Below are 24,747 nucleotides of genomic sequence, written 5' to 3'. Positions count from 1 at the left end.
GCGCCCGCGGTCGCCGGGTGGGTTGCGGTGCTGGTGGGGGCCGCGGTCGTCGTCGCCGGGGTCACCGGTGGCATCGGGCCGGACGGCGTCGCGCTCGACCTGGCCCAGACCGTCGTGCGGGCCGCGGCGGACCTGGCCGCGGTCGTCGCGGCGGGTGCGGCGCTGGTCGCGCTGCTCGCGCCCGACCGGGTGCCCGGCGCCGACCGGGTCCTGACGACCGTCGCGCCGCTCTGGCTCGGGGTGCTGCTGGTCGAGACGTTCGTCCGGGGCGCGGTCGTGTCCGGGCGCGGGCTCGCCGACGTGCGTGGCCCGGACCTGCTGGAGTTCCTGACCGGTCCGCGTGCCGGGACCGGCCAGCTGGTGGCGCTGGCCGCGGTGCTCGTGCTGGTCGGCGTCGCCGGGTCGCGGCCGGCCCGGCCGGGTGCCGGTCCCGGGCCCGCGGTGCTGGCGCTGGTGGTGGTCGTCGTCGCGGCGGCGGCGCCCGCGGCGACCGGGCACACCGCGGCGTCGACGGTCGCGGTGTACGCGGTGCCGGCGGTCGTCGCCCACGTCGCGGCGGCGCTGCTGTGGGTGGGCGGGCTCGGCGCGCTGCTGGTCGCCGCCCGCGACGCCGACGTGCGCGCCGTCGCGGTGCCCCGGTTCTCCCGGCTCGCGCTCGCCGCCGTCGTCGTGCTGGGGGTGACCGGGCTGCTCGCCGCCACCGCGCGGCTGTCCTCGCCCACCGACCTGGTCACGACGGCCTACGGCGCGGTCGTCCTCACCAAGGTCGTGCTGCTGGCCTGCGCCGCCGCGCTGGGCGGCGCGACGCGGGTCCGGCTGCGCGCCGGGCGGCTGCCGGTGCTGGTGTGGGCGGCGGTGGAGGTCCTCGTGCTGGTCGCGGCGACCGGGGTCGCCGCGACCCTGACCCACACCGCCTGAGCGGTCAGCGGGTCGTCGCGGCGGCGAGCTGCGGTTCCAGCTGGTCGATCGCGTAGAGCAGCGCGTCCGGGCCGCCGTAGGACAGCGCGCCGCCCAGGGGGTCCTTGAACGTCGTGTAGAGCGTGCGGCCCTCGCGGACGACGCCGAGGCGGGCGAACGGCACCGACGCCGTCATCTGCTGCTCGGTCGCGCCGTTGACGAACAGCACGTCGCGGTCGAGCAGGTCCAGCCGCTCCTCGCTCACGTCGCCGGAGTGCTCCTGCGTCCCGAAGCCGAGCGCGTCGAACAGCGCGCGCCGCGGGTCGCCGGCGGGGATCAGGTAGTGCCCGCCGTTCTCCGGACCGAAGTCCTCGACGAGCACCTTCCCGGCGAACGACGGGTGGGCGGCGCGGACCGCGGCGATCCGGTCGCGGACCTGGGCGGCGCGCTGCTCGGCGAGGTCCTCCCGGCCGATGGCCTTCCCCGTGGTGAGCAGTTGCACGTCCCACGGGGTCTTCTCCGGCGGGTACGCCGCGGACTGCACGACGGTCGGGGCGATCGCGGACAGCTTGCGGTACATGTCCTCGTCGATGTCCTCGTAGATCGCGATGATCACGTCCGGCCTGCTCGCGGCGACGGCCTCCAGGTCGATGCCGTCCTCACCGGACTGCGGGACCTCGGCGCCCTTCGTCACGGCCTGCACCCACGGGAAGCCCCAGTAGGCGTCGAACCAGGAGCGGGTCATGACGGGGACGACCCCGAGCCCCAGCACGAAGTCCTGGTCGTTCCAGCCGACCGTCGCGACCCGCTCGACCTGCGCCGGGACCGTCGTGGTGCCGTAGCGGTGCTCGATCGTCGCCCCGGTGGGTGCCGCGGCGGGCGCGGGAGCCCCACCGCACCCCGCCAGGACGACGACGGCCAGCGCCGTCGCGATCAGTCCGACCAGTCGTGCCCGCACCATCGTCGCCACCTCCACGGCGGCGTCCTTCGCCGGCGCGGTCGTAGACCATCAGGTGAGGTTAGGCTCATCAATAGGCCGTGAGGGTGACATCAACTGCAGGCCGGGAGTCCGAGCCCGCCGCGGGACCCCGGCTCCAGGTACACCTCCGACAGGTAGCCGGAGCGCCCGTCGGGCCAGGTCACGCGGTACCAGAGCTCGGACTCGACGCGGTGCGGGTTGTGCGCGACGGGCGAGTCGAGGTTGTAGTTCCACATCCGCTCGCCGACGACCGTGCAGGTGGCGGGCAGCATCGCCCCGCTGACGACGTCGGTGCCGTCCTCCTTGCAGCCCCGGGGACCGCAGAACGCGATCGCCCGTGACGACAGGTAGGCGGGCCCGGAGTCCTCGACGAGGTCCTCCGCGCCGAGCGCGACCTTGTTCTGCACCGTGACGACGGCCGGCCCCGCCGACGCCGCGGCCGGCGCTCCGAGCGTCCGGGCGGCGAGCCAGCCGGCACCGCCCGCGACCAGGGCCGTGGCCAGGACGGCGACGACCACCGCCCGCGCCGTCCGCCCCTTCGGCTCCTCGGCGCCCGTCGGTTCCGTCCCCCCGGCGGGAGCGCTCGCCGGTTCCGTCCCGCCTGTTCGCGGGGTCTCCGTCGCGTCCCGGGCCGTGGGCGCTCCCGTCGCCGGTGCCGCGACGTCCGCGGAGACGGTCGCCGAGAGCCTCGCCGGAGCTGTGGTGGGCGACGCGGGGGCCGCGGGGGCCGCGGCCAGCGCCGCGTGCCGGCGTGCCCACTCCCGCACCTCCGGCGCGGGTACGCCCACGGCGGCGAGCACCGTCGTCACCAGGTCGGCGCGGGGCAGGCGGGGTCCGGTGCGGGCGTTGCCGATCGCGCTCTTGCTCCAGTTCGAGCGTTCGGCGGCCTCGCGGACGGACACGCCGCGGGCGTCGAGCACCGCGGCGAAGTCACGGCAGAACAGTTCCGGGGAGTCGAGGGGACGACCGTCGGGGGATTCGGTCACCCGGACGAGTATCCGGTGCGCGATCACGGGGAGCCAGGCGGGGCGGGCGCCGTTCCACGAAGATCGTCACGATTGACGAGAGGATCTCGCGATACCCCGGTGCATCCGCAGCGACCACAGGTCGTCGTCCGCGGCGGAGGTGTGCATCGGCACGCGGTCGCGCTCGACGAAGGCACGGGCGCGGTAGAGGACGTAGAGCTCGCCGACGCCGTCGGCGGTGATCGCTCCACCGGCCGCGCCGACCACCGTGCCCGCCTCCTCGGCGACCACGTAGCCGAGCCAGTGCGGCGGGGCGGGGACGATCTCGGAACGGACCCGCGTCTCGTCGTAGAAGCGGGCGACGACGTCGTCGACGAACGCCTCCGGCAGCAGGTCGCGGTAGGTGGCCCGGTAGGCGCGGGTGCAGACCTCGGCGATGCCGCGGGCGTCGGCGGGGACGGCTGCGCGGACTCGGGCCTGCGGACGGCTCACGTCGACATCCCGCCCCCCACGACCCCGCGCCGCGCCGCTCACCGGAGGAGGCCGCGGGCCATGGCGGTCAGCCCGCCGACGAGCTGAGCACGTCGTGTCGCGAGGCCGGGCTCGGCCCGGATCACGGACTCGGCGATGTTCCCGAGTGTCCAGGTACCGACGATCTGGGTGATCACCGCCAGGAGCAGGTGCTCGACCGCCGACCGCCCGAGCCCGGGCAGGGCGTCGCACAGCCGGCCTGCATGGCCGGCGCACAACGGGCGACGCCGGTCGATCGCGACGGTGTGGTCGAGCTCCAGGCTCTCCCAGGCCAGCAGCCGCGGCAGCTCCGGCCGGGCCGCACAACGGTCGAACAGCTGCCCGGCGAACTCACCCACCGCGTCGGGGCCGGACGCCGTCACCTGGATGCCCTCCAGCATCGTGCCCAGCTCGCGGGCCAGCACGGCGGCGAAGAAGCCCTGCTTGTCGCCGAAGTAGCGGTAGACCCGCTCCTTGTTGACCCCGGCGTCGCGGCCGATCGCCTCCATGCGGGCCCCGGCGCAACCGTGCGCGGCGAACTGCCGCACCCCGGCGTCCAGCAGCTTGCGCCGGGTGGTCTCCGTGTCCCACGCCATCCGACGACCCTACTCCAACCAGATGTTTGCAGATTGCCACCGGACCTCCTACCTTCGTTTCCAACCAGGTGTTTGGGGTCGCCGACCCCGCATCACCACCGAGCCGCCCGGAGACCGCCGTGCACCCCGTCCCTCCTCACCCGGCGACCGCGCGGTCGGCCGTCCCACCCGTCCCACCGGCGGAGCCGACGGTTCCGGCGCCGGCCCGTGTCGCCGTCCGGCCGACCGGAGCACGACGACACGGCGAGGCCGGGCGATGAAGGCCCTGGTGCTCGGCGCCCGGGGCGCCGTCGGCCGGGCGGTCGTCGCCGAGCTCGGCAGGACCGGGGAGACCGCCGTACCCGCCGGCCGCACCAGGCCGGACGGCGGTGTCGCCATCGACCTCTCCAGCGGCGACGGCCTGTCGGCGCTGCACCGCGTCGCCGCCGACGTGGACGTCGTCGTCAACGCCTCCGGGGTCGAACGGCCCGAGCTGGCGGCCCGGGTCGGTGCGACGCCGCTCGTGGAGATCTCGGCCACCGGTCGGTACCTGGAACGGCTCGGGCGACGGGCGACGGGCGACGGTGCGGGCGTCCTCCTCGGCGCGGGCCTGGTCCCGGGCCTGAGCACGATCATGGCGAGCGCGACGGCCGACCGGCCGGGCGACGCGATCGACGTCATGGTGATGCTCGGCTCCGGCGAGGCGCACGGCGCCGCCGCGGTCGAGTGGACGAGCCGGCTCCTCGGCACGACGATCCATGCCGCCCCCGAGGCCGGACCGGTCCGCAACCTGCGGTCCTGGCGCCGGGCGCCGGTGACCGGCGGCCGCGTCCGTCGTCACCTGCGGGCCGACTTCCCCGACCACGTGCTGATCGGCAGGGCACGCCAGCAGGAGATCAGGACCTATCTCGCCCTCAGCTCACCCGTGGCGACGGCGGCGCTGGCCGCCGTCGCCCACGTGCCCCGGCTGCGTGGGATCCTGGCGCGTGCCCCGCATCTCGGGTCGTCCCGATGGCACCTCAGCACCACGAACCGCCGGACCGGCCGGACGCTGCGGGCGACCGGCGAGGGCCAGTCGCACGCCACCGGGGTGCTCGCCGCGCTCGCCGCTCGACGGATGGCCGCCGACCCGCCCACCATGCCGGTGACCATGGACCGCGTGATCAGCTGGCCCGAGGCCCTGGACCTGCTCGCGCCACGCGGCAACGACACGGGCAACGACCTGGTGATCGACTGACGCCCCCGTACGGGACCGGCCCACAACGACGAACGGCCGGACCCGACGGGTCCGGCCGTGTTCTGTGGAGCTGAGGGGAATCGAACCCCTGACCTTCTCGATGCGAACGAGACGCGCTACCAACTGCGCTACAGCCCCAGGTGTATCAGGCCCGCCCTCGCGGGCTGACCTGAAGAACCCTAACAGACCCCTATTCACCCACCGCACGCCGGTGGGGGGTACCCGTGTCGAACTCGTCGGGCTCCTCCTCGGCGTCCACGTCGACCAGCGACGTCCCGGCCGGGACGGGCGGCGGCGGGGCCGCGGCGAGGCGCGGGAGCGACGACTCGTGCTCGGTCCCGACGGGTCCCTCGACGGTGCGGCCGCGGGCAGGGAGCACACCCAGCGGCTCGCCGGTGCCGCGGACCCGGGTGGGCTCGCCGTCGTCGGCGGTCCAGTCGTCGTCCTCGTCGGCGCCCGCGGTGACGGGGGCCGCGGTCGCGCGGATCTCGTCGTCGGCCCGCTCCTCGGCGGAGGCGTCGCGGCCGCGGTGGGCCCACTCGTCGAGCTCGGGGTCGTCGGCGGCCGGGGACTGCCGGGTGCCGGCCAGGCGCGCGGCGCGGCGGGCCCGGATGCCCTCCTCGATGCGGACCTGGCGGCGCAGGTAGGTCAGGTAGCCGACCAGGCCCGCGCCGACGACACCGGTGACCCACCAGAACACCGTCGAGACCAGCAGCGCGGCCGCACCGGCGGCGAGCAGCAGGACCAGCAGACCGAGGACGACGCGCTGGCGGAACGCGTACTTGGCGTGCGCGGCCGCGGCGGCGGCCTCGGGGTCGAAGCCCCCGCGGCCGGGGCGGTAGCGGGCCGGCGGGCGGGACCAGCCCTCCTCGTCGATCTCGTCGACCTCGTCGAGGCCGTCGGCGTCGGCCCCGTGCTCGTCGTCGGCGTCGACGGGCCCGGCGGGCTCGTGGTCGTCGTCGGACCGGGGGTCGCGCTCCCGGTCCGACCGGACCCGCTCGTCGGGATCGACGTCGTCGTCGTGGTCGACGAGGTCGTGGTCGGCGCCCCCGGGGCCGCGGACCCGGCCCTCGTCGTCGATCTCGGTGTCCTCGACGTCGTCGTAGGCGTAGTGGTCGGCCTCGTCGGAGCGCTCGCGGGGAGCGGGGACGTCGTCCCGCGCCTCCGCCAGCTCGCCGACCGTGGTCGGACCGGATCGCTGTGTCACAAGAACCTCCGGGTGTCGATGCCGCGCGGGACGTTCCAGCACCCGCCCGGACAGCAGCGCCGGGCTGAGCCGGGCCACTTCCTGCTGACGCCGGGCGACGGTCGGAACGAGGATCAGCAGCCAGAGCACGACCAGACCCACGAAGATCAGAGAGCTGGGCACGGCTGCCTCCTCCCCCGACCGGCGCAGTCCACCCGGTGGAACGGCCCCGATCCGCGCCACCACCGATCACCGTAATCGGGCGGACGTCCGCACCCGGGTCGCGACGCGCCGTGGTCCCTCGGACGGACGGTGCGAAACCAGGGACGTGCGGTACACGTGTGACTCCGGTGAGTGATCGAACGAGGTGCGGGCGCTGCGCAGGGTCAGGCCCGCGAGGCGCGTCCGTCCCGCACCAGCCGGGCCGCGAAACCACCCGGCGGGACCTCCTCGGCGGTCACCGCGTAGGCGTAGTGGTCGCGCCAGGCGCCGTCGACGTCGAGGTAGCGCTGCAGCAGTCCCTCGCGGCGCAGCCCGAGCCGGGCGAGCACGGCGATGCTGGCCACGTTCTCCGGGCGGACCGTGGCCTCGATCCGGTGCAGCCGGACCGGGCCGAAGCAGTGGTCCAGGACGAGCGCGACGGCCGCGGTGGTGATCCCGCGCCCGCCCAGGGTCGAGTCGAGCCAGTAGCCGACGTAGCCCGACAGCAGCGGCTCCCGCACGACGTTGCCGACCATGACGTGGCCGGCCATCGCGCCGTCGACGGTGATCGCGAACGGCAGCGACAGCCCGCGCCGGGCGGCCCCGCGCAGCAGCCACCAGCGGCCGGGCCACTCCACCCCGGAGTTGCGGCGGGACCACCCGCCGTAGGTCGTCGGCTCCCAGGGGCGCAGGAAGTGCTCGTCGCGCACCCGGATCCGGGCCCAGTCACCGCCGTCGCGCAGCCGTACCGGGCGCAGCCCCACCTCGTGCCCGCGCACCCGCAGCGGTCCGAGGACGGCGGGCCAGCCGGGGTGACCGCCGGGCGGTTCGGGGACGGCGGACGGCGGCACGCGGCTCAGTTCCGCCCGCGGGGAACCAGCTCGACGTGCTCACCGACGGTCATCTCGGTCACGTCCTCGTCGATGACCGCCAGCGCGTTGACCTCGGACAACACGGCCAGCAGGTGGGTGCCCGACACCCCGAGCGGCTGGGCGAGCAGCTCGCCGCCGTCGTCGGAGCGCAGCAGCCGCGCCGGGATGTAGGACCGGCGCCCGGCCGGGGAGACGATCGGGGAGGTCAGCCGGGCGGTCCAGGTGCGCCGCATCGGCTCCTGGCCCAGCGCCAGCCGGATCAGCGGCCGGACGAACACCTCGAACAGCACCAGCGCGGTCGCCGGGTGCGACGGGAACAGGAACACCGGCACGGCGTCCGGGCCGAGCCGGCCGTAGCCCTGCGCGGAACCGGGGTGCATCGCGACGCGGGTGTCGTCGATGCCACCGAGGTCGGCGAGCCCGCTCTTGGCCTCGGCCGCGGTCGTCCCGCCGCCCGCACCGCAGACCACGACGATCTCCGACGCCGGCAGCAGGTCCTCGACGGCGCCACGGATCTCCGCGGCGCTGCCGCCGACGGTGCGGGGCCGGTTGGTCTCCGCGCCCGCCTCGCGGGCGGCGGCGACCACGGCGTGCGAGCAGACGTCGGCGACCTGCCCGGACGACGCCGAGCGGCTCACCTCCACCAGCTCGTCGCCGACCGAGACGACCGACACCCGCGGCCGCGGGTGCACCAGCAGCTTGTCCCGGCCCGCAGCGGCGAGCATCGCGACCTGGGCCGAGCCGACGACGTCGCCCTCGCGGACGGCGACGTCACCGGACTGGACGTCCTCCCCCACCCGGCGCACGAAGCCGGCCGACGGCACGCCGCGCCGGATCGTGAGGCGCGCGGTGCCGCCGTCGGTCCACCCCAGCGGCGCGACGGCGTCGGCGAGGGTCGGCAGCGGCGCCCCCGCCGCGACGCGGACGGCCTGGCCGGGCTGCAGCCGCAGCGGCTGACGGGACCCGGCGACGATCTCCCCCACCACCGGGACGGTGACCGGGGAGGCGTCGGTGGCCCCGGCCACGTCGACGCTGCGCACCGCGTAGCCGTCGATCGCGGCCTGGTCGAAGACCGGCAGCGGACGCGCCGCGACGACCTCCTCGGCGCTGCGCAGCCCCTGCGCGTCGGTGATCGCGACGCGCACCGGGGCCGGGCGCACCGCCACGTCCAGGATCCGGGACAGGTGATCGGTGACCGTGCGCACTCTCAGTCCTTCAGTCGCTCGTTCAGCCAGGTCCGCAGGTCCTCGCCGTACTCCGGGTGCTGCAGCATGAAGTCGACGTAGGCCCGCGCGTACCCGGCGGGGTTGCCCAGGTCGTGGCGCCCGCCGCGGTGCACGACGACGTGCACCGGGTGCCCCTCGGAGATCAGCAGCGCGACGGCGTCGGTCAGCTGCAGCTCACCGCCCGCGCCGGGGGTGATCCGGTCCAGCGCGTCGAAGATCGCGCGGTCGAGCAGGTAGCGACCGGCCGCGGCGAAGGTCGACGGAGCCTCGTCCGGGGCAGGCTTCTCGACCATCCCGTGGACCTGCTTGACGTCGTCGTCGCCGGTGTCGGAGACCTCGAAGACGCCGTAGGCCGAGATCTGCTCGCGCGGCACGTCGAAGGCGCAGAGGACGCTGCCGCCGTGCTCCTCGCGGACCTGCGCCATGCGGGCGAGGACCCCGGTCGGGAGGACCAGGTCGTCGGGCAGCAGGACGGCGACGGCCTGCTCGTCGTCGGCCAGTGCCGGGCCGGCCTGGGCGACGGCGTGGCCGAGGCCCTTGGGCTCGTACTGGTACACCGAGTCGACCTCGAGCAGGCCGGGGGCGCGGCGGACCTTGTCCGCCAGCTCGCCCTTGCCGCGGCCCTCCAGGGTCTTCACCAGGTCGTCGTCGGTGCGGAAGTAGGCCGCGACCGAGTCCTTGCCCGGGGAGGTCACGATCAGCAGCCGCTGTGCGCCGGCCTCGGCGGCCTCCGCGGCGACCAGCTCGATCCCGGGCGTGTCGACGACGGGGAGCAGCTCCTTCGGCACGGCCTTGGTCGTCGGCAGGAACCGGGTGCCCAGACCCGCCGCCGGGACGACGGCGGTGCGGAAGGCCCCGGTGCCGCTGGACGTCTGCACGCTCATGGTCGGCGAGCCTAGCCACAGCTCTAGCCTGGAGCCGTGACGGCTCGCGCGGAGGACAGGGGTGGATCGTCGCCTGATCAGGGTGGACGAGCCGCTGACGCCAAGCGGTCGCTGCGGCGCACGCTGCTGGCGGAGCGTCGCGGGCGCCCGGTCGCCGACCGGGCCGCGACGACCGCCGCGCTGTCCGCGCACCTGTGCGCGCTCGCCGCCGAGACGCCCGGCCCGGTGGCCTGCTACCTGCCGATCGGCACCGAACCCGGCGGGGCGGGACCGGGCGTGCCGTCGCTGCCCGACGCGCTGGTCGCCGCCGGTCACGAGGTTCTCGCCCCGGTGGTCCCGGACGCGCCGGGACCGCTGGACTGGACCGCCTACCGCGGCCCGGACGACCTGGCCCCCGGGCCGCTCGGGGTCGTCGAGCCGACCGGTCCCCGGCTCGGGCCCGCCGCGCTCGCGTCGGCCGGCCTGGTCGTGGTGCCTGCGCTGGCCGTCGACCGGCGCGGGCGACGCCTGGGCCGCGGCGGCGGCTTCTACGACCGGACGCTCGCGCTCGCCGCGCCCGGCGCCCTGCTGGTCGTCCCGCTGCACGACGGCGAGCTGCTCGACGACGTCCCGGCCGAGGACCACGACGTCGCGGTGGGGGCGGTCGTCCTGCCCCGGGACGGGGTGGTGCATCTCTCGCCCTGACCGTGTGGACGGGTCGGAGCGACCGTTGCCTCGGAGTATGCTGGCACTCGCTCTCGCCGAGTGCCAGCCCGCGGGCGGGCACCGCCCCAGTTCGTCCGGAGGATGTTGTGCCGACCTACCAGTACGCATGCACCGCGTGTGACCACCGCTTCGAGGCGGTGCAGTCGTTCTCCGACGACGCCCTCAGCACCTGCCCGAACTGCGGCGGGAAGCTGCGCAAGGTCTTCTCCTCGGTGGGCATCGTGTTCAAGGGCAGCGGCTTCTACCGCACCGACTCCCGCTCGGGCTCGGTGAGCAGCGGGTCCGGCTCCTCGTCGGAGTCGGCGAAGTCCGACAGCTCCTCGTCGAGCTCGTCGTCCTCGGACTCCTCGTCCTCGTCGAGCTCCTCGTCCTCCTCGGACTCCTCGTCGTCGAGCTCCTCGTCGAGCTCGGCCGGCACGTCGTCCTCGAAGGCCGCCGCTTCCTGATCCGTCCACAACCGGCCGGGTTGTCCACAGGCCGGTGGATCGGCCCGTCATCGGCCGTGTCCCGCCCTAGCGTCGGAACGACGACGGCGGAGGGGCGGCCATGGCGGAGCAGACACAGCGGGCGGACCGCCCGTGGGACCGGCTGCTGCGGCGGCCCTCCTGGTCACGGGCGTTGCTGGCCCGCCGGATGCTGGCCGCCGCCCTCGCAGTCGCGGCCGTGGTGGTGGCACTGCTCCCCGCCGCGGGTGACGAGCGGGTCCCGGTACTGGTCGCGGCCCGTGACCTCGCCCCCGGCACGGCGCTGGGCCCGGCCGACGTCGTCCTGGCCTCCTGGCCGCCCGCCCTCGCCCCCTCCGGTGCACTGACCGCGCCCGACGCGGTGGCCGGGCGGCTGCTCGCCGGACCGGTGACCGCGGGCGAGCCGATCGGCGAGCTGCGGCTGGTCGGGTCCGCGCTCGCCGTCGTCACCGGTGGGCCGGGCGCCTCGGCGGTGCCGCTGCGCCCGGCCGACCCGGCGGTGGCCGCGCTGCTGTCCCCCGGCTCCCGGGTGGACGTCGTGGCGGGCGGGCCGGACGGCGCGCGTGTGCTGGCCGCCCGGGCCGGGGTGGTGGCGGTGCTGCCACCCGCCCCCGGGGCCGCCGGGGCGCGGGCGGACCCGGGACCGCTGGTGCTGGTCGCACTGCCCGAGGCGGAGGCGACCGCGGTGGCCGCGGCGACGCTGGCCGGCGAGGTCACGGTCACCCTGCGCTGAGCAGCCCTCCCCCGGACGCCCGGCCGGTCAGCCGCCGTGGTGCGGGGGGCGGTTCTCGGTGAACCAGCGGTCGGGGTCCGCGGTGTCGCGCTCGTCGGCGGCGCCGTGGTCGGCCCGCTCGTCGGCGGTGGTCGAGGGGTCGTCGCCGAAGATCTCCTCGATCCGTCGGCGCATCCGGTCCGCGGGCTCGCTCATGGCCCCATGGTGCCGTGCGCGGGCGGCGCGGGTGGACACCGATCCCGCGTCACCGTGCCGTGCCGTGCTCGCGACGCCCCACGGCGACGCGTCCGGGTGACACCATGGGGTCAGCCGTACGCATCCGCCCGGGCACCCGGGCGACGACAGGAGAGGTGGACCGCTCATGGGGTTCCTGGACAAGGCACGCGAGGCGGCCGAGAACGCGATCGAGAAGGCGAAGCCGCACCTGGACAAGGCGATGGAGCAGGCCGGCCCGCACCTGGAGAAGGCCAAGGAGAAGGCGGGCCCGCTCGTCGAGAAGGCCGCCGAGAAGGTCGACCAGGCCACCGGCGGCAAGTACTCCGAGCAGATCGACGGTGTGAAGGGGAAGGTCGAGGGCGCACTCGGGCACACCGACCCGGCCGCTCCGGGCGCCGGCACGCACGGCGGCGCCGTCCCGCCGGTGCCGCCCGCCCCGCCCGGGGGTGACGCGCTGAAGCCGGAGGGCAACCCGGCCGCGTCGCAGCAGCCGCCGGCCGTGCCGCCGGTGCCGCCGGAGCGCAAGGACGACGGCGGCGTCCCGCCGGTGCCCCCGGCGAACTGACCCGCACACGACGAACGGGCCCCGGCTTCCGCCGGGGCCCGTTCGCGTCGTGTGACCGGTCGTGCGACCGGCCCGTGGGGCCGGTCAGTCGTCGAGGCCGGACAGCTCCGAGATGACGTGCGGGACGAGCGGGGTCAGCGTCGCCATGCCGTCGCGGACGGCGGCGCGGGACGCGGCCAGGTTGACCACCAGCGTGCTGCCCGAGACGCCGACGACCCCACGGGACACCCCGGCGTCGACCGCGCCGGCGGCGAGGCCGGAGGCGCGGATGGCCTCGGCGATCCCCGGCACCGGCCGGTCGAGGACACCGGTGGTGGCGTCCGGGGTGACGTCGCGGGGCGACACGCCCGTGCCGCCGACGGTCACGACCAGGTCGACGCCGCCGATCACGGCGGTGTTCAGCGCGCTGCGGATGGCCACCACGTCGCCGGGGGCCGAGACCACACCGTCGACGAGGAAGTGGGCCTCCTCCAGCAGCTCGGTGACCAGCGGCCCGGTGCCGTCGGACCGCTCACCCGCACTGACCCGGTCGTCGACGATCACCACGAGGGCACGGCCGATCTGCGGACCCGACATCTCCATGGCGGTCACCCTAGCGTCGGCCGGGGCGCGGCCCCGGGGAGGCCGTGCCGGTGCGGGGAGGGGGGACCGGCACCGACACGACGCTCCGGGCGCATTCGGTGGGGCACCACCGGATACGGGGACACCCCATCACGCCGGTTCTTCACCCGTCAACGACGTGCGGTGCGTGCCACCCACCCGGCCCCGTCCGGTCGGACGGACTGCACCCGGGCAGGCCCTCACTGCTCGCCCAGTGTCACCTCGACGGTCCGGGTCGCGCCGCCGGCGTCGACGACCTCCAGCTGGACGACGCTGCCCGGCGGCTGCGACCGCACTGCGGCCTGCAGGTCGGTGCCGGTGGTGATCCGCTGGTCGCCGAGCCGGGCGACGATCTCCTGCAGGCGCAGCCCGGCCTTCGCGGCCGCGCCGTCCGGGGTGACCTCCTGGATCACCGCGCCGCGCAGCTGCGGGTCGTTGCCGACGGTCACGCCGAGCACGGCGTGCGTGGCCTTGCCGCCGCCGCGCAGCTGGTCGGCGATCCGGCGGGCCTGGTTGATCGGGATGGAGAAGCCGACGCCGATCGAGCCGCCGCCCGGCCCGGCCGTCGCGATGGCGGAGTTGATGCCGACGACCCGGCCGTCGGAGTCCACCAGCGGGCCGCCGGAGTTGCCGGGGTTGATCGCGGCGTCGGTCTGGATCGCGTTCAGCACGGTGTCGCTCGACCCGGGTGCGCCCGACTCGGCGGGGATGCCGACGGCCCGGTCGACGGCCGAGACGATGCCGGTGGTGACCGACCCGCCGAGGCCGAGCGGCGACCCGAACGCGGTGACCTGCTGACCGACCCGGACGCGGTCGGAGTCGCCGAGCTCGACCGTGCTCAGGCCCGGCAGGTCGGTGCGCACGAGCGCGATGTCGGACTGCGGGTCCTGCCCGACGATCGTTCCGATGGCGGTGCGCCCGTCCTGCAGGACCACGCGCAGCGTGCCGCCCTGGGCCGCCGGGGCGACGACGTGGTTGTTGGTGAGGATCAGGCCGTCGTTGCCGACGATCATTCCGGAGCCCTCGCCGCGGTCACCGACGTTGCCCGCGCCGCCGTCGACGCGGATCTGCACGACCGCGGGCAGCACCTTCTCGGCGACGGCCTCGACCGAGCCGGACGGCGCCGTGCCCCCGGACCCGCCCGCGAGGCGCGCGCCGATCAGGCCGCCGAGGGCACCCGCGACCAGCGCGACGAGCAGCCCGGCCGCGACCAGGACGACACCCCGGCGGCCGCGGCCGGGCGGACGCCGCGGTGCGGGCGGCGCGCCGACCGCCCACGGGGGCGGGGCGGGCTCGCCGGGGGCGGCCGCGCCGGTCGCGTCCGGGTGCGCCGGGAGTTCCCGGGTGCCGTCCGCCGGCACCGGCGTCGTGTCGGTCGGGGTGTCCGGGCCGGCCGCGGGCGTGGCGCCGTCGGAGCCCGCGACGGGCGCGTCGGCGGCGGTGGAGCCGGGGCGGGCCCACGGGTTGGCGGGCACGGCCCAGCGGTCGGTGGGCGGGTCCTGGGTGGAGACGGCCTCGGTGTCGGGGCCGTGGTCGTGGTGCGGGGCGGCGTCCTCGTCCGCCGGGGTGGCGGGGGACGCGCCGGCCGCGGTCGTCGCGGCGGTCGTGCCGGACCGGGTGGACGCGTCGTCGGCGGCGGTCGCGGGGGTCGGCACGGACTCGTCGCCGGAACCGGCCGCGGCGGTGTCGCGGTCCGGGCCCGGTGTGGCGATGCCCGCCGTGTCCGGGGAGGACTCCCCCGGGCCGGCCGACCCACCCGTACCGCCCCCGGAGGCCGGGGCACCGTCCGGACCGGCGGAGGCCCCGTCGGAGGAACGCGCGCCGTCCCCCTGCCGCGGCTCCCCGGCGTCACCGGAGGACCCGGCCGGTCCCGCGGTGGCGGGGGTCCCGCCGTCGCGGCCGGCCCCGTCCCCGGAGGCCCCGCCGGACGTCCCCGCTCCGGTGCGGGTCGGCTCGTCGGGCGGGTTGTCCTGGGTCATGCGTCCACCGTCCGTCGTCTCACAGATGCACCACCCCGTCACCGGGATGTCGCACCAGGCTATGGGCTGTCCGGGTCCGCCACGTACCGGCCCGGCAGGGCCATCGAGAGCAGCGCGCCGCCCTCCGGGGCGCGTCCGGCCCGCACCTCTCCCCCGTGCCGTGCCGCCGCCTGCGCGACGATCGACAGCCCCAGCCCGGAGCCGGGCATGGTGCGCGAGGTGTCGGCCCGGTAGAAGCGGTCGAACACGTGCGGCAGGTCCTCCGCGGCGATCCCGTCACCCGCGTCCGCCACCTCGATGACCAGCCACTCCGGCGAGATCGGCACCATCGACAGTCGCACCGTGCCGCCGGGCGGGCTCCACTTCACGGCGTTGTCGAGCAGGTTGAGCACGGCCCGTTCGAGGGCGCTGGCGTCGCCGTCGAGGATCCACGGGGTGCGGTGGACGTCGAACTCGACCTCCCCCGCGCGTCGCTTCACCCGGTCCAGGGCGCGGTCGACGATCTCGGTGAGCTCCAGTGCCTCGCTGGTCATCGTCGGGGCGTCGTCGCGGGCGAGCTCGACGAGGTCCCCGACGAGGTGGGACAGCTCCTCGACCTGGGCGCGGACGTCGTCGAGCAGCTCGGTGCGGTCCTGCGCGGGCAGGTCGGGGGTGTCCGGCCGGTCGGCGGAGGCGAGCAGCTCCAGGTTGGTGCGCAGCGAGGTCAGCGGGGTGCGCAGCTCGTGCCCGGCGTCGGCGACGAGCCGGCGCTGCTGTTCCCGCGACGCGGCCAGCGCGCCGAGCATCGTGTTGAACGACTGGGTGAGCCGGGCGAGCTCGTCGGACCCGGAGATGGGGATCGGGCGCAGGTCACCGGTCTTGGCGACGCGTTCGGTCGCCGCGGTCAGCCGCAGCACCGGCCGCAGCCCGGTCCGGGCGACCGCGACCCCGGCGAGCGCGGCCAGCACGACGCCGCCCAGCCCGACGATCGGCAGCGCGGTGCCCATCCGGGTCACCACCCGGGTCATCGTGTCGAGCCGCTGGGCCAGCACCAGCGCGCGGCCGTCCCCGGCCCGGACCGCGACGATCCGGTACGGCACGCCGTCGAGCTCGGCGGTGCGGCCCGGCTGGGTCGGCCCGCCCTGGGCGACCTCGATCTCCGGCTCCCCCAGCGGCGGCCGCGACGACTCGTCCGCCGAGGTCGCGACGCCCGAGGAGTAGACGAGCGCGATGTGCAGGTCGGCCGCGCCGAGCACGTCGGGCGGGAGCGCGGCGAGCAGCCGCGGGTCGATCAGGTCGCTCTGCGCCGCGGCGTAGGCGCGCTGGCGCAGCGTCTCGTCCAGCGAGCTGGTGAGGTTCTGGCGCACGACGAGGAACGCGGCGGCGGACACGAGCAGCACCATCGCGGCGGCGACGAGTGCGGCGAGCACCCCGATCCGGGCGCGCAGCGTGAACCGCTCGCGGTCCGGCTCGGCCGCGGGCCCGCGGCGCCACCAGCGCTCGGCCCGCTCCTCGTCGGGCGGGAGCAGCTGGGTCACGGCGGGGTGTCCCGCAGGACGTAGCCGACGCCGCGCACGGTGTGGATCAGCCGGGGCTCGCCCTCGGCCTCGGTCTTGCGACGCAGGTAGCCGACGTAGACCTCCAGGGCGTTGCCGCTGGTCGGGAAGTCGTAGCCCCACACCTGCTCGAGGATCTGGGCGCGGGTCAGGACCCGGCGCGGGTGCGCGAGCAGCAGCTCCAGCAGGGAGAACTCGGTGCGGGTGAGGCTGATCGGCCGTCCGCCCCGGGACACCTCGCGGGTGTCGGGGTCCAGCGACAGGTCGCCGAAGGTGAGCGCGGGGCTGGTGCCCGCGTCGTCGTCGGCGTCGGGGGTGCGGCGGCGCAGCAGCGCCCGCAGCCGGGCGAGCAGCTCCTCCAGCGCGAACGGCTTGGGCAGGTAGTCGTCGGCGCCGGCGTCGAGCCCGGCGACCCGGTCGGACACCGCGTCGCGTGCGGTGAGCACGAGGATCGGGAGCGCGTCACCGGCGCTGCGCAGCCGCCGGCACACCTCCAGCCCGTCGACGCGCGGCATCATCACGTCCAGGACGAGCGCGTCGGGCCGGTCGGTGAGCATCTTGTCCAGCGCGACCTGGCCGTCCTCGGCGAGGTCGACCTGGTAGCCGTTGAAGGCCAGCGAACGACGCAGCGAGTCCCGGACCGCCTTGTCGTCGTCGACCACCAGAATGCGCATGGGCGCCAGTCTCGCCGACGGCTCTGAGAGGAACCTGAGCAGGCCCTGATCAGCGGATGGTGATCAGGGCCCGGTGATCAGGACGCCTTGTAGGCGGCGGCCATGTCGTCGCCGCCGTGCCCGCGCTCCGACGCCCGCCGCAGCCGGTCCCGCACCGCGGGCGCGACGTCGAGCCGGGTGCCCGAGGCCTCCGCCGCGGCGACGATCAGGCCCGCGTCCTTGGCCGCGTTGTCGACGGTGAAGCTGGGCGTGAAGTCGTCGTCGAGGATCGCCTTCGCCTTGTTCTGCAGGTAGGGCAGGTCCAGCGGACCGCCGGCGACGGCGTCGAGGAAGGCCTGCGGGTCCACCCCGAGTCCCTGGGCCAGCGCGACGGACTCCCCAGTCGCGGCGGTGATCGCCAGCACCCAGCTGTTGGCGACGAGCTTGAGCCGGCTCGCCTGGGCGGTGGTGTTGTCCTCGGCGACCCAGACGGTCTGCCTGCCGACGGCGTCGAGCACCGGGTCGACGACCGGGCGCGCCGCGGGGTCGCCGGCGACGAACACGACGAGCTGCCCCGACTCGGCGGGCGCGCGGGTGCCGAGCACCGGCGCGTCGAGCAGGGTCAGGCCGTGGCGCCCGGCGATCGCGCGGAGCCCGTCGAACGGCTCGACGCCGACGGTGGTGGTCTGCAGCCACACCTGGCCCGGCGCGAGACCGTCGGCGGCCTGTTCCAGGACGGCGGTGACGTCGTCGGCGTCTCCCAGCATCGTCACGACCACATCGGCGCCGCGCACGGCGTCGGCCGGGTCGGTGTGCAGGGCCGCACCCGCGTCCGCGAGCGGCTGCGCCTTCGCCGCGGTCCGGTTCCAGACCCGCAGGTCCAGCCCGGCGGCGAGGATGTTGTGCCCCATCCCGGCACCCATGATCCCGGTCCCCAGCAGTGCCACGGTCGTCATGGGACCCACCGTAGGACGATCTCCGCAGGTCCGCTGCCCGCGGAACGGCGGCGCACCACCGACCTCTGCTTCACTGGCGGCGTGACGGATGCGGGCGATCTCGGCTTCTCCAACCGGACCGGGCGCCCGCCGGGCCGGGTGATCACCGCGGTGTCCCGGTTCGTGCCCGCGATCCGCCGGGTGCAGCAGCAGATCGAGCCCTACGCCGCGTACTGGGAGCAGCGCAACCGCGCCGAGCTCGCCCGGACCGGGCCGCTGTGTGTCGCGCTGGGCGACTCGATGGCCCAGGGCGTCGGTGCGTCGGCCCCGGAGTGCGGCTGGTTCGGGCAGCTGGTCCCGCTGCTGCCGGGCTGGCGCACGGTCAACCTGTCCCAGTACGGCGCCCGCGTCGACGACGTCCTCGACGCGCAGCTCCCGGCGGCGCTGCGGCTGCACCCCGACCTGCTGCTGTGCCTGATCGGGTCGAACGACCTGATGCAGCCCAAGCACCAGGAGGGCGTCGGGAGCCGGTACGCGGCCCTGCTCGACCGGCTCCCGCGTGGCACGGTCGTCGGCAACCAGCCGGGCACCTTCGCCGCGGCGGTGCAGGTCAACGGCCTGATCGACGACGCCGTGCGGCGCCGCGGGCTGGTGCTGGCCGAGCTGCGGGACCCGCGGACGCGGCACTGGCGCGGCAAGCTCGCCTCCGACCGGTTCCACCCCAACGACCGCGGCTACGCCGCCATCACCGAGGTGTTCGGGGAGGCGCTGCGTCGCGCCGGTCACTAGGCCCCGGGCAGCGCCACCGGCAGGCCTGCACGTCCCAGTAGCAGCGACGGTCGTGCCGGTGCTCCCCCGCGTTCACGACCGCTCCGGTCCGTGCACGGCGCGGCGACGGCGCGCGTAGGCCCGGGGCGCGATCCGCGGCAGCAGCAGCCGCGCCGGCCCCGGCGCGTGCGCCAGCATCCCCCGCACCACCTCGGGGTCGGCGTCGTGCATCAGCATCCCGAACACCGTGACCAGCTGCGACGACGGCACGGCGGCGACGCCCGCGTCCCCGATCGCCCGCCACTCGGACCCGCTCAGGTACTGCCCGGCCAGCGGGAGGACCTCGCGTTCCTCGGCCCGCAGGTGGGGGGCGAGCTCGTCGTGCAGGGCCTCCAGCCCGGCGGCGAGGGCCGGCGCCGCGTCGTCGTCGCCGTCACCCCAGCGGCCCCGCGCCTCCTCGACGCGGGCGAGACGGTCCTCGATGCCGGCGTGCTCGTGCTCGCGGGCCTCGACGGTGCGCAGCGCGTCGCGCGGTGCCCGCTCGCGCAGCAGCGGCAGGAGCAGCCGGTCCTCGCCGTCGTGGTGGTGGCCCAGCATGTCCAGGACGAGCCGCAGGTGCCGGGCGGTGCGGGCGCGCCGCCGGGCCGGGCCGGGCGTGGCCCGGGCGACCGCGGCGGGCGCCCACCGGATCTCCCGCAGCAGCGCGGCGTGCACGACGACCATGTCGCGGGTGTCGACGGCCCCGTCCGGGGTCGTGGTGGTCGGGCCCATGGGGTCCCTCCTCGGGGTGGTCGGTCCGGTTCCGGTCAGACGAACAGCGGGTCGTCGATGACGACGGCCCAGCTGCCGTCGGGGCGGCGGCGGGAGACCTCGGCGGTCGTGCCCTGCTGCGTCACCACGGAGCCGTCCGGCAGGACGATCTCGGCGGTCCAGCTCGCGGAGGTCAGCGCCACGTCGTCGGCGACGACGAGCTTGCGGTCGGTCCCCTCCAGCCGGCGGATGGTCGCGGTCATGGCCTCGAAGGACGTGCGCAGCGCGTCCGGGCCGGTGGTCTCGCTGCCGTCGAACTCGACGACGACGCCGCGCTCGGTGTCGTAGAGGGCGAGCAGGGCGTCGACGTCGCCGGCGTTGACGGCCGTCTCGAACGCGTCGTGGATCTGGGCGGGGTGGGTGATGGTCATGTCCGTGTCCTCCCGGTGCGTCCCGCCGGGCTCTCCGGCGGCGACGGGGGAAGACTCGGCCGCCGGTGTTGCACCGGGCTTGCACGGACCTGTCACCGCGGTCCGGGGCGGTGCATGCTGGTCGGGTGGTCGGTCACCTGCGGCTGCGGGTCCTGGGCCCGGTGGAGATCGGCGACGGCGACACCGCCGTCGTGGTGCGACGCCCGCTGGAGCGGGGTCTGCTGGTGCGGCTCGCGCTCGCCCGCGGCGTCGTCGTCCCGGACGGGATGCTGGCCGCCGACCTGTGGGACGACGACGAGGGCACCGTCGAGCGGCTGCGCGTGGTGGTGTCCCGGCTGCGGCGCACGCTCGGTCCGGCGGGTGCGGCCGTCGTCCGGGCCGGTGGCGGGTACCGGGTCGACGCCGACGTGCCCGACCTGCGCGCCATGACCGCGGCCGCGGAGCGGGCCGACGCCGCCGCCCGCGCCGGGGACCACGCGACGGCCCGGGCCGCGGCGGCCGAGGCGCTCGGCTGCTGGCGCGGACCGGCGCTGTCGGACCTGCGGTCGCTGCCGTTCGCGCGCGCCGAGGCCGACCGGCTCGACGGCCGCCGGGTGGAGCTGACGGTGGCGCGCCTCGCCGCGGAACAGGCGTCGGGGGACGGGGCGCCGGTCCCGGCGGAGCTGGTCGAGCTGGCGTCCCGGCACCCGCTCCACGAGCCGCTGCGCGGGATGCTCGCCGTCGGGCTCTACCGGGCGGGACGCCAGGCCGACGCACTGGCCGAGCTGGCCGGGCTGCGCCGCACCCTGGCCGACGAGCTGGGTGTGGACCCCACCGCCGCGACGACCCGGCTGGAGCTGCGGCTGCTGCGCCAGGACCCGGACCTGCTCCCGGCCCCCGCGCCCCCTCCGGCGCCGGCCGGGCGGGCCGGCGCGGCCGTCGCGCCCGCCCCCGACACCGGCCTGGTGGGCCGCGACGCCGAGCTGGCCGTCCTCGCCGGGGCGCTCGACCGCGCCCTGGCCGGGGAGCCCGCGGTGGTGCTGGTCGAGGGCGGACCGGGGATCGGGCGCACCCGGCTGCTGGAGGCCGCGGGCGTGCTCGCCGCCGCCCGGGGGGGTGCCGGTCGCGACCGGCCGCGCGGTCGCGGGTGCCGGGGCGCCCGCGTTCGGGCCGTGGCGCCGGGCGCTGGAGCGGTGGGCCCGGGAGGTCGGCCCGGCGGTCGCGGGCCCGGTGCTGGCCGGTGCCCCGGAGCCGGTCGCCCGCGTCCTGCCGGAGCTGGGCGGGACACCCCCGCCGCCGGGCCCGGCCCCGTCCGGGCCGGACGAGCGGCTCGGGCTGTTCGAGCACGTCGCGGCCCTCGTCGCCGACGCGGCGGACGCCGGCCCCGGGCTGGTGCTGCTGCTCGACGACCTGCACCTCGCCGACCCGGCGTCGCTGATGCTGCTCGGGCACGTGGCCCGGACCGACCGGCGGTGTCCGCTGCTGGTCGTCGTGAGCCTGACCGACGGTGCGCTCGACGACGACCGGGCCGCGGCCAGGGCCGCGCTGCTGCGGGCGCCCGCGACCGTGCGGCTCGCACCGGCCGGGCTGCCCGCCGACGCCGTGGCCGTGCTGCTCCGGCGCGAGTCGGGGCGCACACCCGACGAGGCGACGGTGGCCGCCGTGGTCCGGCGCACCGGCGGCAACCCGTTGTTCGTCCGCGAGCTGGCCCGCGTCCCGGACAGCGCCGCGCAGGAGCTCCCGGCCGCCGTCCGGGACGTCGTCGCCGGGCGGCTCGCGGTCCACCCCGCACCGGTCCGGGAGGTCCTCGTCGCGGCGGCCGTGCTGGGCGGCGGTGTCGACGCCGACCTCGTCGCGACCGTGACCGGCACGGCCGTGGCGGACGTGCTCGACCGGCTCGACGACGCCGTCGCCGCCGGGCTCCTGGCGCCCGACCACCACTTCGCCCACGAGATCGTCCGCGACGCCGTGGCGCTGCAGGCCGCCCGCGGCACCCGGGCCCGCATCCACCTGCGGGCCGCGGAGCACCTGGACGCGACCGGCGGCGACGGGGCGGCGCTCGCCCACCACCGGCTGGCGGCACTCCCGCTCGGCGACCGGGCGGCCGCGGTCCGGGCCGCCACCGCGGCCGCCGACCTGGCGCTGCACCGGTTCGCCTTCGAGGAGGCCGCCGACCTGCTGGAGCGGGCGCTCGCCGCCGGGCCCGGTGGGCCGCTGGAGCGGGCGGCGCTGCTGCTCGACCGGGCCCGTGCCCAGTACCTGGGGCACGACGTCGCCGGGGCCGTGCGGAGCTGCGAGGACGCGGCGGCCCTGGCCGCGCACCTCGACGACCCGGAGCTGCTGGGCCGGGCCGCGACCCTGCTCCCCGAGGTCGGCGACGCCGGGTGGCTCGCCACCAGCCGCCGCTGGTGCCGGACCGCACTGGCCGGGCTCCCGGACGCCGACTCCCCGCTGCGGGCCCGGCTCACCGCGCAGCTCGCGGCCGCCTCGGCCTGGGACGACGACCGCGCGGGCCCCGACCGCGTCGTCGCGACCGGGACGGCGGCGCTGGCCATGGGCGAGAGGGTCGGCGACCCGGCGGCCTGCGCCATCGCGCTGCGGGCGCTGCAGCTGGCCCGCTCCGGACCGGCCGGGACCCGGCCGCGGCTCGACCTGGGCGACCGGATGACCGCCCTGGCCGACGGGCTCGGCGACTCCGCGGAGCTGTGGGGGCGGCTGTGGCGGTTCGACGCGCTCGTCCAGCTCGGCCGGACCGCCGACGCCGAGGCCGAGCTGGACCTGCTCGAACCCGTCGTCGCCCGGATGCGCCGCCCGCTGCCGCACTGGCACCTGGTCCGCAACCGCGCCTGCCTGCTCAGCGCCCGCGGCCGGTTCACCGAGGCCCGGGCCGCCGCCGACGAGGCGATCCGGCTCGCCGAGCGCGGACACCATCCGGCGGCGGAGTACCCGGCGCACGCGCTGCGCACCAGCATCGCGATGCTGACCGGGGACCCGCTGGACCCGCGGCTGCCCGCGATCGAGCGGCAGCAGCCCCCGCCGCGGCTGCTGACGATGCTCACCGCGCTGTGGCAGGCCCGGCACGGCGACGCCGAGGAGGCCGCCGCCCTGTACGAGCAGCTCCCCCGCCCCGAGACCGTCGCGTTGCGACCGTTCATGGAGGTGCTGTTCCACGCCACGAGCGGCGGGCTGGCCGCGGCGCTGGGCGACGACCGGGCCGCCGACCACGCCTACGCCGCGCTGTCCCCGTGGGCGGAGCTGCACGTGGCCGCCGGGGCCGGGGTCGCGTGGACCGAGGGCTCGGTGCACGGCGTGCTCGGCGTGATCGCCGGCGCGCGGGGTCGCACCGGCGACGCCGTGGACCACCTGCGCGCCGCGGTGGCGGCGGACGCGGCCGCCGGCCTGCTGCCGCACGCCTGCCTCGCCCGTGCCCGGCTGGCGGCGGCGCTGCGCCGCCGCGGCGACGCCGGGGACCGGGCCGAGGCCGACGCGCTCGCCGCCGAGGCCGCAGGCACCGCCGCGCGGCTCGGCCTGGCGCTGCCGTGAGCACCGCGGCAGCACGCGGAGCGGCCCGGACCGCGGCGGTACCGCGAGCCGCCCGGACCGCGGCGGTACCGACGGCCGCTCAGACCGCGGCGACCTCGCGCGCCCGGGACGCCGCCGTCCGGTCCCCACGCCCGGCCAGCACCGCGACGACCAGCCCGACCACGGCCAGCCCGGCCGCGACGACGTTCGGCGAGGCGTAGCCGTAGCCGGCCGCGATCACCGTGCCGCCCAGGGCGGCCCCGATCGCGTTGGCGACGTTGAACGCGGCCTGGTTGGCCGCCGAGGCCAGGTTCGGCGCGTCGCCGGCGCCGCTGATGATCCGCAGCTGCACGGCCGGGACCAGCGCGAACGTCGTCACGGCGAAGGCGAACAGGGCGACGACCGCGGTCGCCTGGTTCTGCAGGGCCGGCACGAACAGCAGCGCGACGACGGCGTCGGCGACGAGTGCGCCGTAGATCGTCGGCATGGTCGCGATGTCGGCCAGGCGGGCGCCGACCAGGTTCCCGACGGTCATGCCGACGCCGAACAGCGCGAGCAGCAGCGTGACCTCGGTCGGGGTGAACCCGGCGACCTCGACCAGCATCGGGGTGATGTAGCTGTAGGTGCTGAACAGCGCGGCCCCGCCGACGGTCGCCACCAGCAGCGCCGTCCACACCGGACGGTGGGTGAGGGCGCGCAGCTCGGCGCGCAGGCGCACCGGGGTGGCGTCGCGGACGTCGGGGACGCAGGCGGCGACGGCCACCGCGGCGACCGCGGCGATCACCCCGACGACGCCGAACACCGGCCGCCACCCGAGCTGCTGCCCGAGCAGGGTCCCGACCGGGACGCCCGCGACGTTGGCCAGGGTCAGTCCGGCGAACATCGTCGCCATCGCCCGGGCCCTGCGGTCGGCGCTGACGAGCCCGCCCGCGACGACGGCGCCGATACCGAAGAAGGCGCCGTGCGGCAGCCCGGCGAGGAACCGGGCGGCGAGCACCGGCAGGTAGCCGGGCACGACGGCGGACAGCACGTTGAAGGCGGCGTAGCCGGCCATGAGTCCGATGAGGACGTGCTTGCGCGGGAACCGGTTCGCCGCCGCGACCAGCAGCGGGGCCCCCACGACGACGCCGATCGCGTACGCCGAGATCAGCCGGCCGGCGTCGGGGATGTCGACGGCGAGCCCGCCGGCGACGTCGGGCAGCAGGCCCATGATCACGAACTCGCCGGTGCCGATGGCGAAGGCGCCGACGGCCAGTGCGGCGAGCGCGAAGGCGGGACGAGTGGTGACGGCACGCATCGGGTGCCTCCTCCGGGGAGTGGTGGGACAGGGAGGCGGCGTCGTCGTCGCAAATTAACACGTTAGACGAGTAAATAGGCGAC

Annotated in this window: 25 protein-coding genes, 1 tRNA gene and 1 pseudogene; 9 read left to right on the top strand and 18 right to left on the bottom strand. The window is 76.6% G+C overall.

From position 1 onward, the window contains the following. Positions 1-27: 27 nt before the first annotated feature. Complete coding sequence (locus KPL57_RS36710) at positions 28-918, top strand: CopD family protein (RefSeq protein ID WP_226355132.1); 891 nt, start codon at positions 28-30, stop codon at positions 916-918. 4 nt (positions 919-922) lie between these two features. Here KPL57_RS36710 and KPL57_RS36705 read toward each other — a convergent pair whose 3' ends face one another. The 4 genes from KPL57_RS36705 to KPL57_RS36690 all read right to left on the bottom strand — a co-directional run bounded on the left by KPL57_RS36705 (position 923) and on the right by KPL57_RS36690 (position 3,947). After that, positions 923-1,858, bottom strand: a complete 936-nt coding sequence (locus KPL57_RS36705) for an ABC transporter substrate-binding protein (protein ID WP_226355131.1) — start codon at positions 1,856-1,858, stop codon at positions 923-925. Positions 1,859-1,947: 89 nt separating this feature from the next. Then, positions 1,948-2,862, bottom strand: coding sequence for a helix-turn-helix transcriptional regulator (locus tag KPL57_RS36700; RefSeq protein WP_226355130.1), 915 nt, complete (start codon positions 2,860-2,862; stop codon positions 1,948-1,950). A 66-nt stretch (positions 2,863-2,928) separates the two neighbouring features. Then, the gene (locus tag KPL57_RS36695) at positions 2,929-3,333 is read right to left on the bottom strand and encodes a hypothetical protein (RefSeq protein ID WP_226355129.1); all 405 of its coding nucleotides are present in this window, start codon (positions 3,331-3,333) and stop codon (positions 2,929-2,931) included. Between the two features lie 38 nt (positions 3,334-3,371). After that, positions 3,372-3,947, bottom strand: coding sequence for a TetR/AcrR family transcriptional regulator (locus KPL57_RS36690; RefSeq protein WP_226355128.1), 576 nt, complete (start codon positions 3,945-3,947; stop codon positions 3,372-3,374). Between the two features lie 256 nt (positions 3,948-4,203). On the opposite strand from KPL57_RS36690, the gene KPL57_RS36685 reads away from it, so the two are divergent. Then, positions 4,204-5,163 (top strand): hypothetical protein, encoded by a 960-nt coding sequence (locus tag KPL57_RS36685; RefSeq protein ID WP_226355127.1) that lies wholly within the window; start codon positions 4,204-4,206, stop codon positions 5,161-5,163. Positions 5,164-5,228: 65 nt separating this feature from the next. Here KPL57_RS36685 and KPL57_RS36680 read toward each other — a convergent pair. From KPL57_RS36680 to KPL57_RS36660, 5 genes are all read right to left on the bottom strand, one after another. After that, a tRNA-Ala gene (locus tag KPL57_RS36680) sits at positions 5,229-5,301 on the bottom strand. Positions 5,302-5,353: 52 nt separating this feature from the next. After that, on the bottom strand, positions 5,354-6,532 hold the full coding sequence (glpR, locus tag KPL57_RS70595; RefSeq protein ID WP_308253073.1) for a gephyrin-like molybdotransferase receptor GlpR: 1,179 nt from the start codon (positions 6,530-6,532) through the stop codon (positions 5,354-5,356). A gap of 203 nt (positions 6,533-6,735) precedes the next feature. Beyond that, entirely contained in the window at positions 6,736-7,401 is a 666-nt protein-coding gene (locus KPL57_RS36670; RefSeq protein WP_226355126.1) for a GNAT family N-acetyltransferase, read from the bottom strand. Positions 7,402-7,406: 5 nt separating this feature from the next. Further along, a complete protein-coding gene (gene glp, locus KPL57_RS36665; RefSeq protein WP_226355125.1) occupies positions 7,407-8,627 on the bottom strand; it encodes a gephyrin-like molybdotransferase Glp in 1,221 nt (406 codons plus the stop codon). A gap of 2 nt (positions 8,628-8,629) precedes the next feature. After that, a complete protein-coding gene (locus KPL57_RS36660; RefSeq protein ID WP_226355124.1) occupies positions 8,630-9,532 on the bottom strand; it encodes a UTP--glucose-1-phosphate uridylyltransferase in 903 nt (300 codons plus the stop codon). 36 nt (positions 9,533-9,568) lie between these two features. Here KPL57_RS36660 and KPL57_RS36655 point away from each other — a divergent pair, with 36 nt between their 5' ends. The 3 genes from KPL57_RS36655 (at position 9,569) to KPL57_RS36645 (ending at position 11,434) form a co-directional block, all read left to right on the top strand. After that, positions 9,569-10,216: a 5-formyltetrahydrofolate cyclo-ligase gene (locus KPL57_RS36655; RefSeq protein ID WP_226355123.1), complete on the top strand. Its 648-nt coding sequence runs from the start codon at positions 9,569-9,571 to the stop codon at positions 10,214-10,216. A gap of 107 nt (positions 10,217-10,323) precedes the next feature. Beyond that, complete coding sequence (locus KPL57_RS36650) at positions 10,324-10,683, top strand: FmdB family zinc ribbon protein (RefSeq protein WP_178374539.1); 360 nt, start codon at positions 10,324-10,326, stop codon at positions 10,681-10,683. Between the two features lie 100 nt (positions 10,684-10,783). Continuing rightward, positions 10,784-11,434, top strand: coding sequence for an SAF domain-containing protein (locus KPL57_RS36645; protein ID WP_226355122.1), 651 nt, complete (start codon positions 10,784-10,786; stop codon positions 11,432-11,434). A gap of 27 nt (positions 11,435-11,461) precedes the next feature. On the opposite strand, the gene KPL57_RS36640 is transcribed toward KPL57_RS36645, so the two are convergent. Then, entirely contained in the window at positions 11,462-11,629 is a 168-nt protein-coding gene (locus KPL57_RS36640; RefSeq protein WP_226355121.1) for a hypothetical protein, read from the bottom strand. Positions 11,630-11,795: 166 nt separating this feature from the next. On the opposite strand from KPL57_RS36640, the gene KPL57_RS36635 reads away from it, so the two are divergent. Further along, positions 11,796-12,215, top strand: coding sequence for an antitoxin (locus tag KPL57_RS36635; RefSeq protein WP_226355120.1), 420 nt, complete (start codon positions 11,796-11,798; stop codon positions 12,213-12,215). Between the two features lie 84 nt (positions 12,216-12,299). Here KPL57_RS36635 and KPL57_RS36630 read toward each other — a convergent pair whose 3' ends face one another. From KPL57_RS36630 to KPL57_RS36610, 5 genes are all read right to left on the bottom strand, one after another. Continuing rightward, positions 12,300-12,791: a molybdenum cofactor biosynthesis protein B gene (locus KPL57_RS36630; RefSeq protein WP_373324192.1), complete on the bottom strand. Its 492-nt coding sequence runs from the start codon at positions 12,789-12,791 to the stop codon at positions 12,300-12,302. A gap of 224 nt (positions 12,792-13,015) precedes the next feature. Continuing rightward, the gene (locus KPL57_RS36625) at positions 13,016-14,794 is read right to left on the bottom strand and encodes a trypsin-like peptidase domain-containing protein (RefSeq protein ID WP_226355119.1); all 1,779 of its coding nucleotides are present in this window, start codon (positions 14,792-14,794) and stop codon (positions 13,016-13,018) included. A 59-nt stretch (positions 14,795-14,853) separates the two neighbouring features. Continuing rightward, positions 14,854-16,302 (bottom strand): HAMP domain-containing sensor histidine kinase, encoded by a 1,449-nt coding sequence (locus KPL57_RS36620; protein ID WP_264199045.1) that lies wholly within the window; start codon positions 16,300-16,302, stop codon positions 14,854-14,856. 5 nt (positions 16,303-16,307) lie between these two features. Continuing rightward, a complete protein-coding gene (locus KPL57_RS36615) occupies positions 16,308-17,003 on the bottom strand; it encodes a response regulator transcription factor (RefSeq protein ID WP_073577591.1) in 696 nt (231 codons plus the stop codon). 77 nt (positions 17,004-17,080) lie between these two features. Next, positions 17,081-17,938: an NAD(P)-dependent oxidoreductase gene (locus KPL57_RS36610; RefSeq protein ID WP_226355117.1), complete on the bottom strand. Its 858-nt coding sequence runs from the start codon at positions 17,936-17,938 to the stop codon at positions 17,081-17,083. Between the two features lie 81 nt (positions 17,939-18,019). Between KPL57_RS36610 and KPL57_RS36605 the strand changes: the two genes are divergently transcribed. Further along, positions 18,020-18,706 carry an SGNH/GDSL hydrolase family protein gene (locus KPL57_RS36605; protein ID WP_226355116.1) on the top strand — a complete coding sequence of 229 codons (687 nt, stop codon included), beginning with the start codon at positions 18,020-18,022 and terminating at the stop codon, positions 18,704-18,706. A gap of 72 nt (positions 18,707-18,778) precedes the next feature. Here KPL57_RS36605 and KPL57_RS36600 read toward each other — a convergent pair whose 3' ends face one another. Next, a complete protein-coding gene (locus KPL57_RS36600; RefSeq protein WP_226355115.1) occupies positions 18,779-19,456 on the bottom strand; it encodes a hemerythrin domain-containing protein in 678 nt (225 codons plus the stop codon). Positions 19,457-19,491: 35 nt separating this feature from the next. Beyond that, positions 19,492-19,866 (bottom strand): nuclear transport factor 2 family protein, encoded by a 375-nt coding sequence (locus KPL57_RS36595; protein ID WP_226355114.1) that lies wholly within the window; start codon positions 19,864-19,866, stop codon positions 19,492-19,494. Positions 19,867-19,931: 65 nt separating this feature from the next. Between KPL57_RS36595 and KPL57_RS72910 the strand changes: the two are divergent. Together KPL57_RS72910 and KPL57_RS36585 are read left to right on the top strand one after the other, a co-directional pair. Continuing rightward, positions 19,932-20,654 (top strand): annotated as a pseudogene (locus KPL57_RS72910) (BTAD domain-containing putative transcriptional regulator); the annotation flags it as partial. Positions 20,655-20,961: 307 nt separating this feature from the next. Further along, complete coding sequence (locus KPL57_RS36585) at positions 20,962-23,388, top strand: AAA family ATPase (protein ID WP_226355113.1); 2,427 nt, start codon at positions 20,962-20,964, stop codon at positions 23,386-23,388. Between the two features lie 79 nt (positions 23,389-23,467). Here KPL57_RS36585 and KPL57_RS36580 read toward each other — a convergent pair whose 3' ends face one another. Beyond that, complete coding sequence (locus KPL57_RS36580) at positions 23,468-24,664, bottom strand: MFS transporter (protein ID WP_226355112.1); 1,197 nt, start codon at positions 24,662-24,664, stop codon at positions 23,468-23,470. Positions 24,665-24,747: the final 83 nt, after the last annotated feature.

The organism is Pseudonocardia sp. ICBG601, from assembly GCF_020496245.1.
Note: the sequence above shows the minus strand (reverse complement) of the source record. Positions and strands in the feature narration are given on the sequence as shown.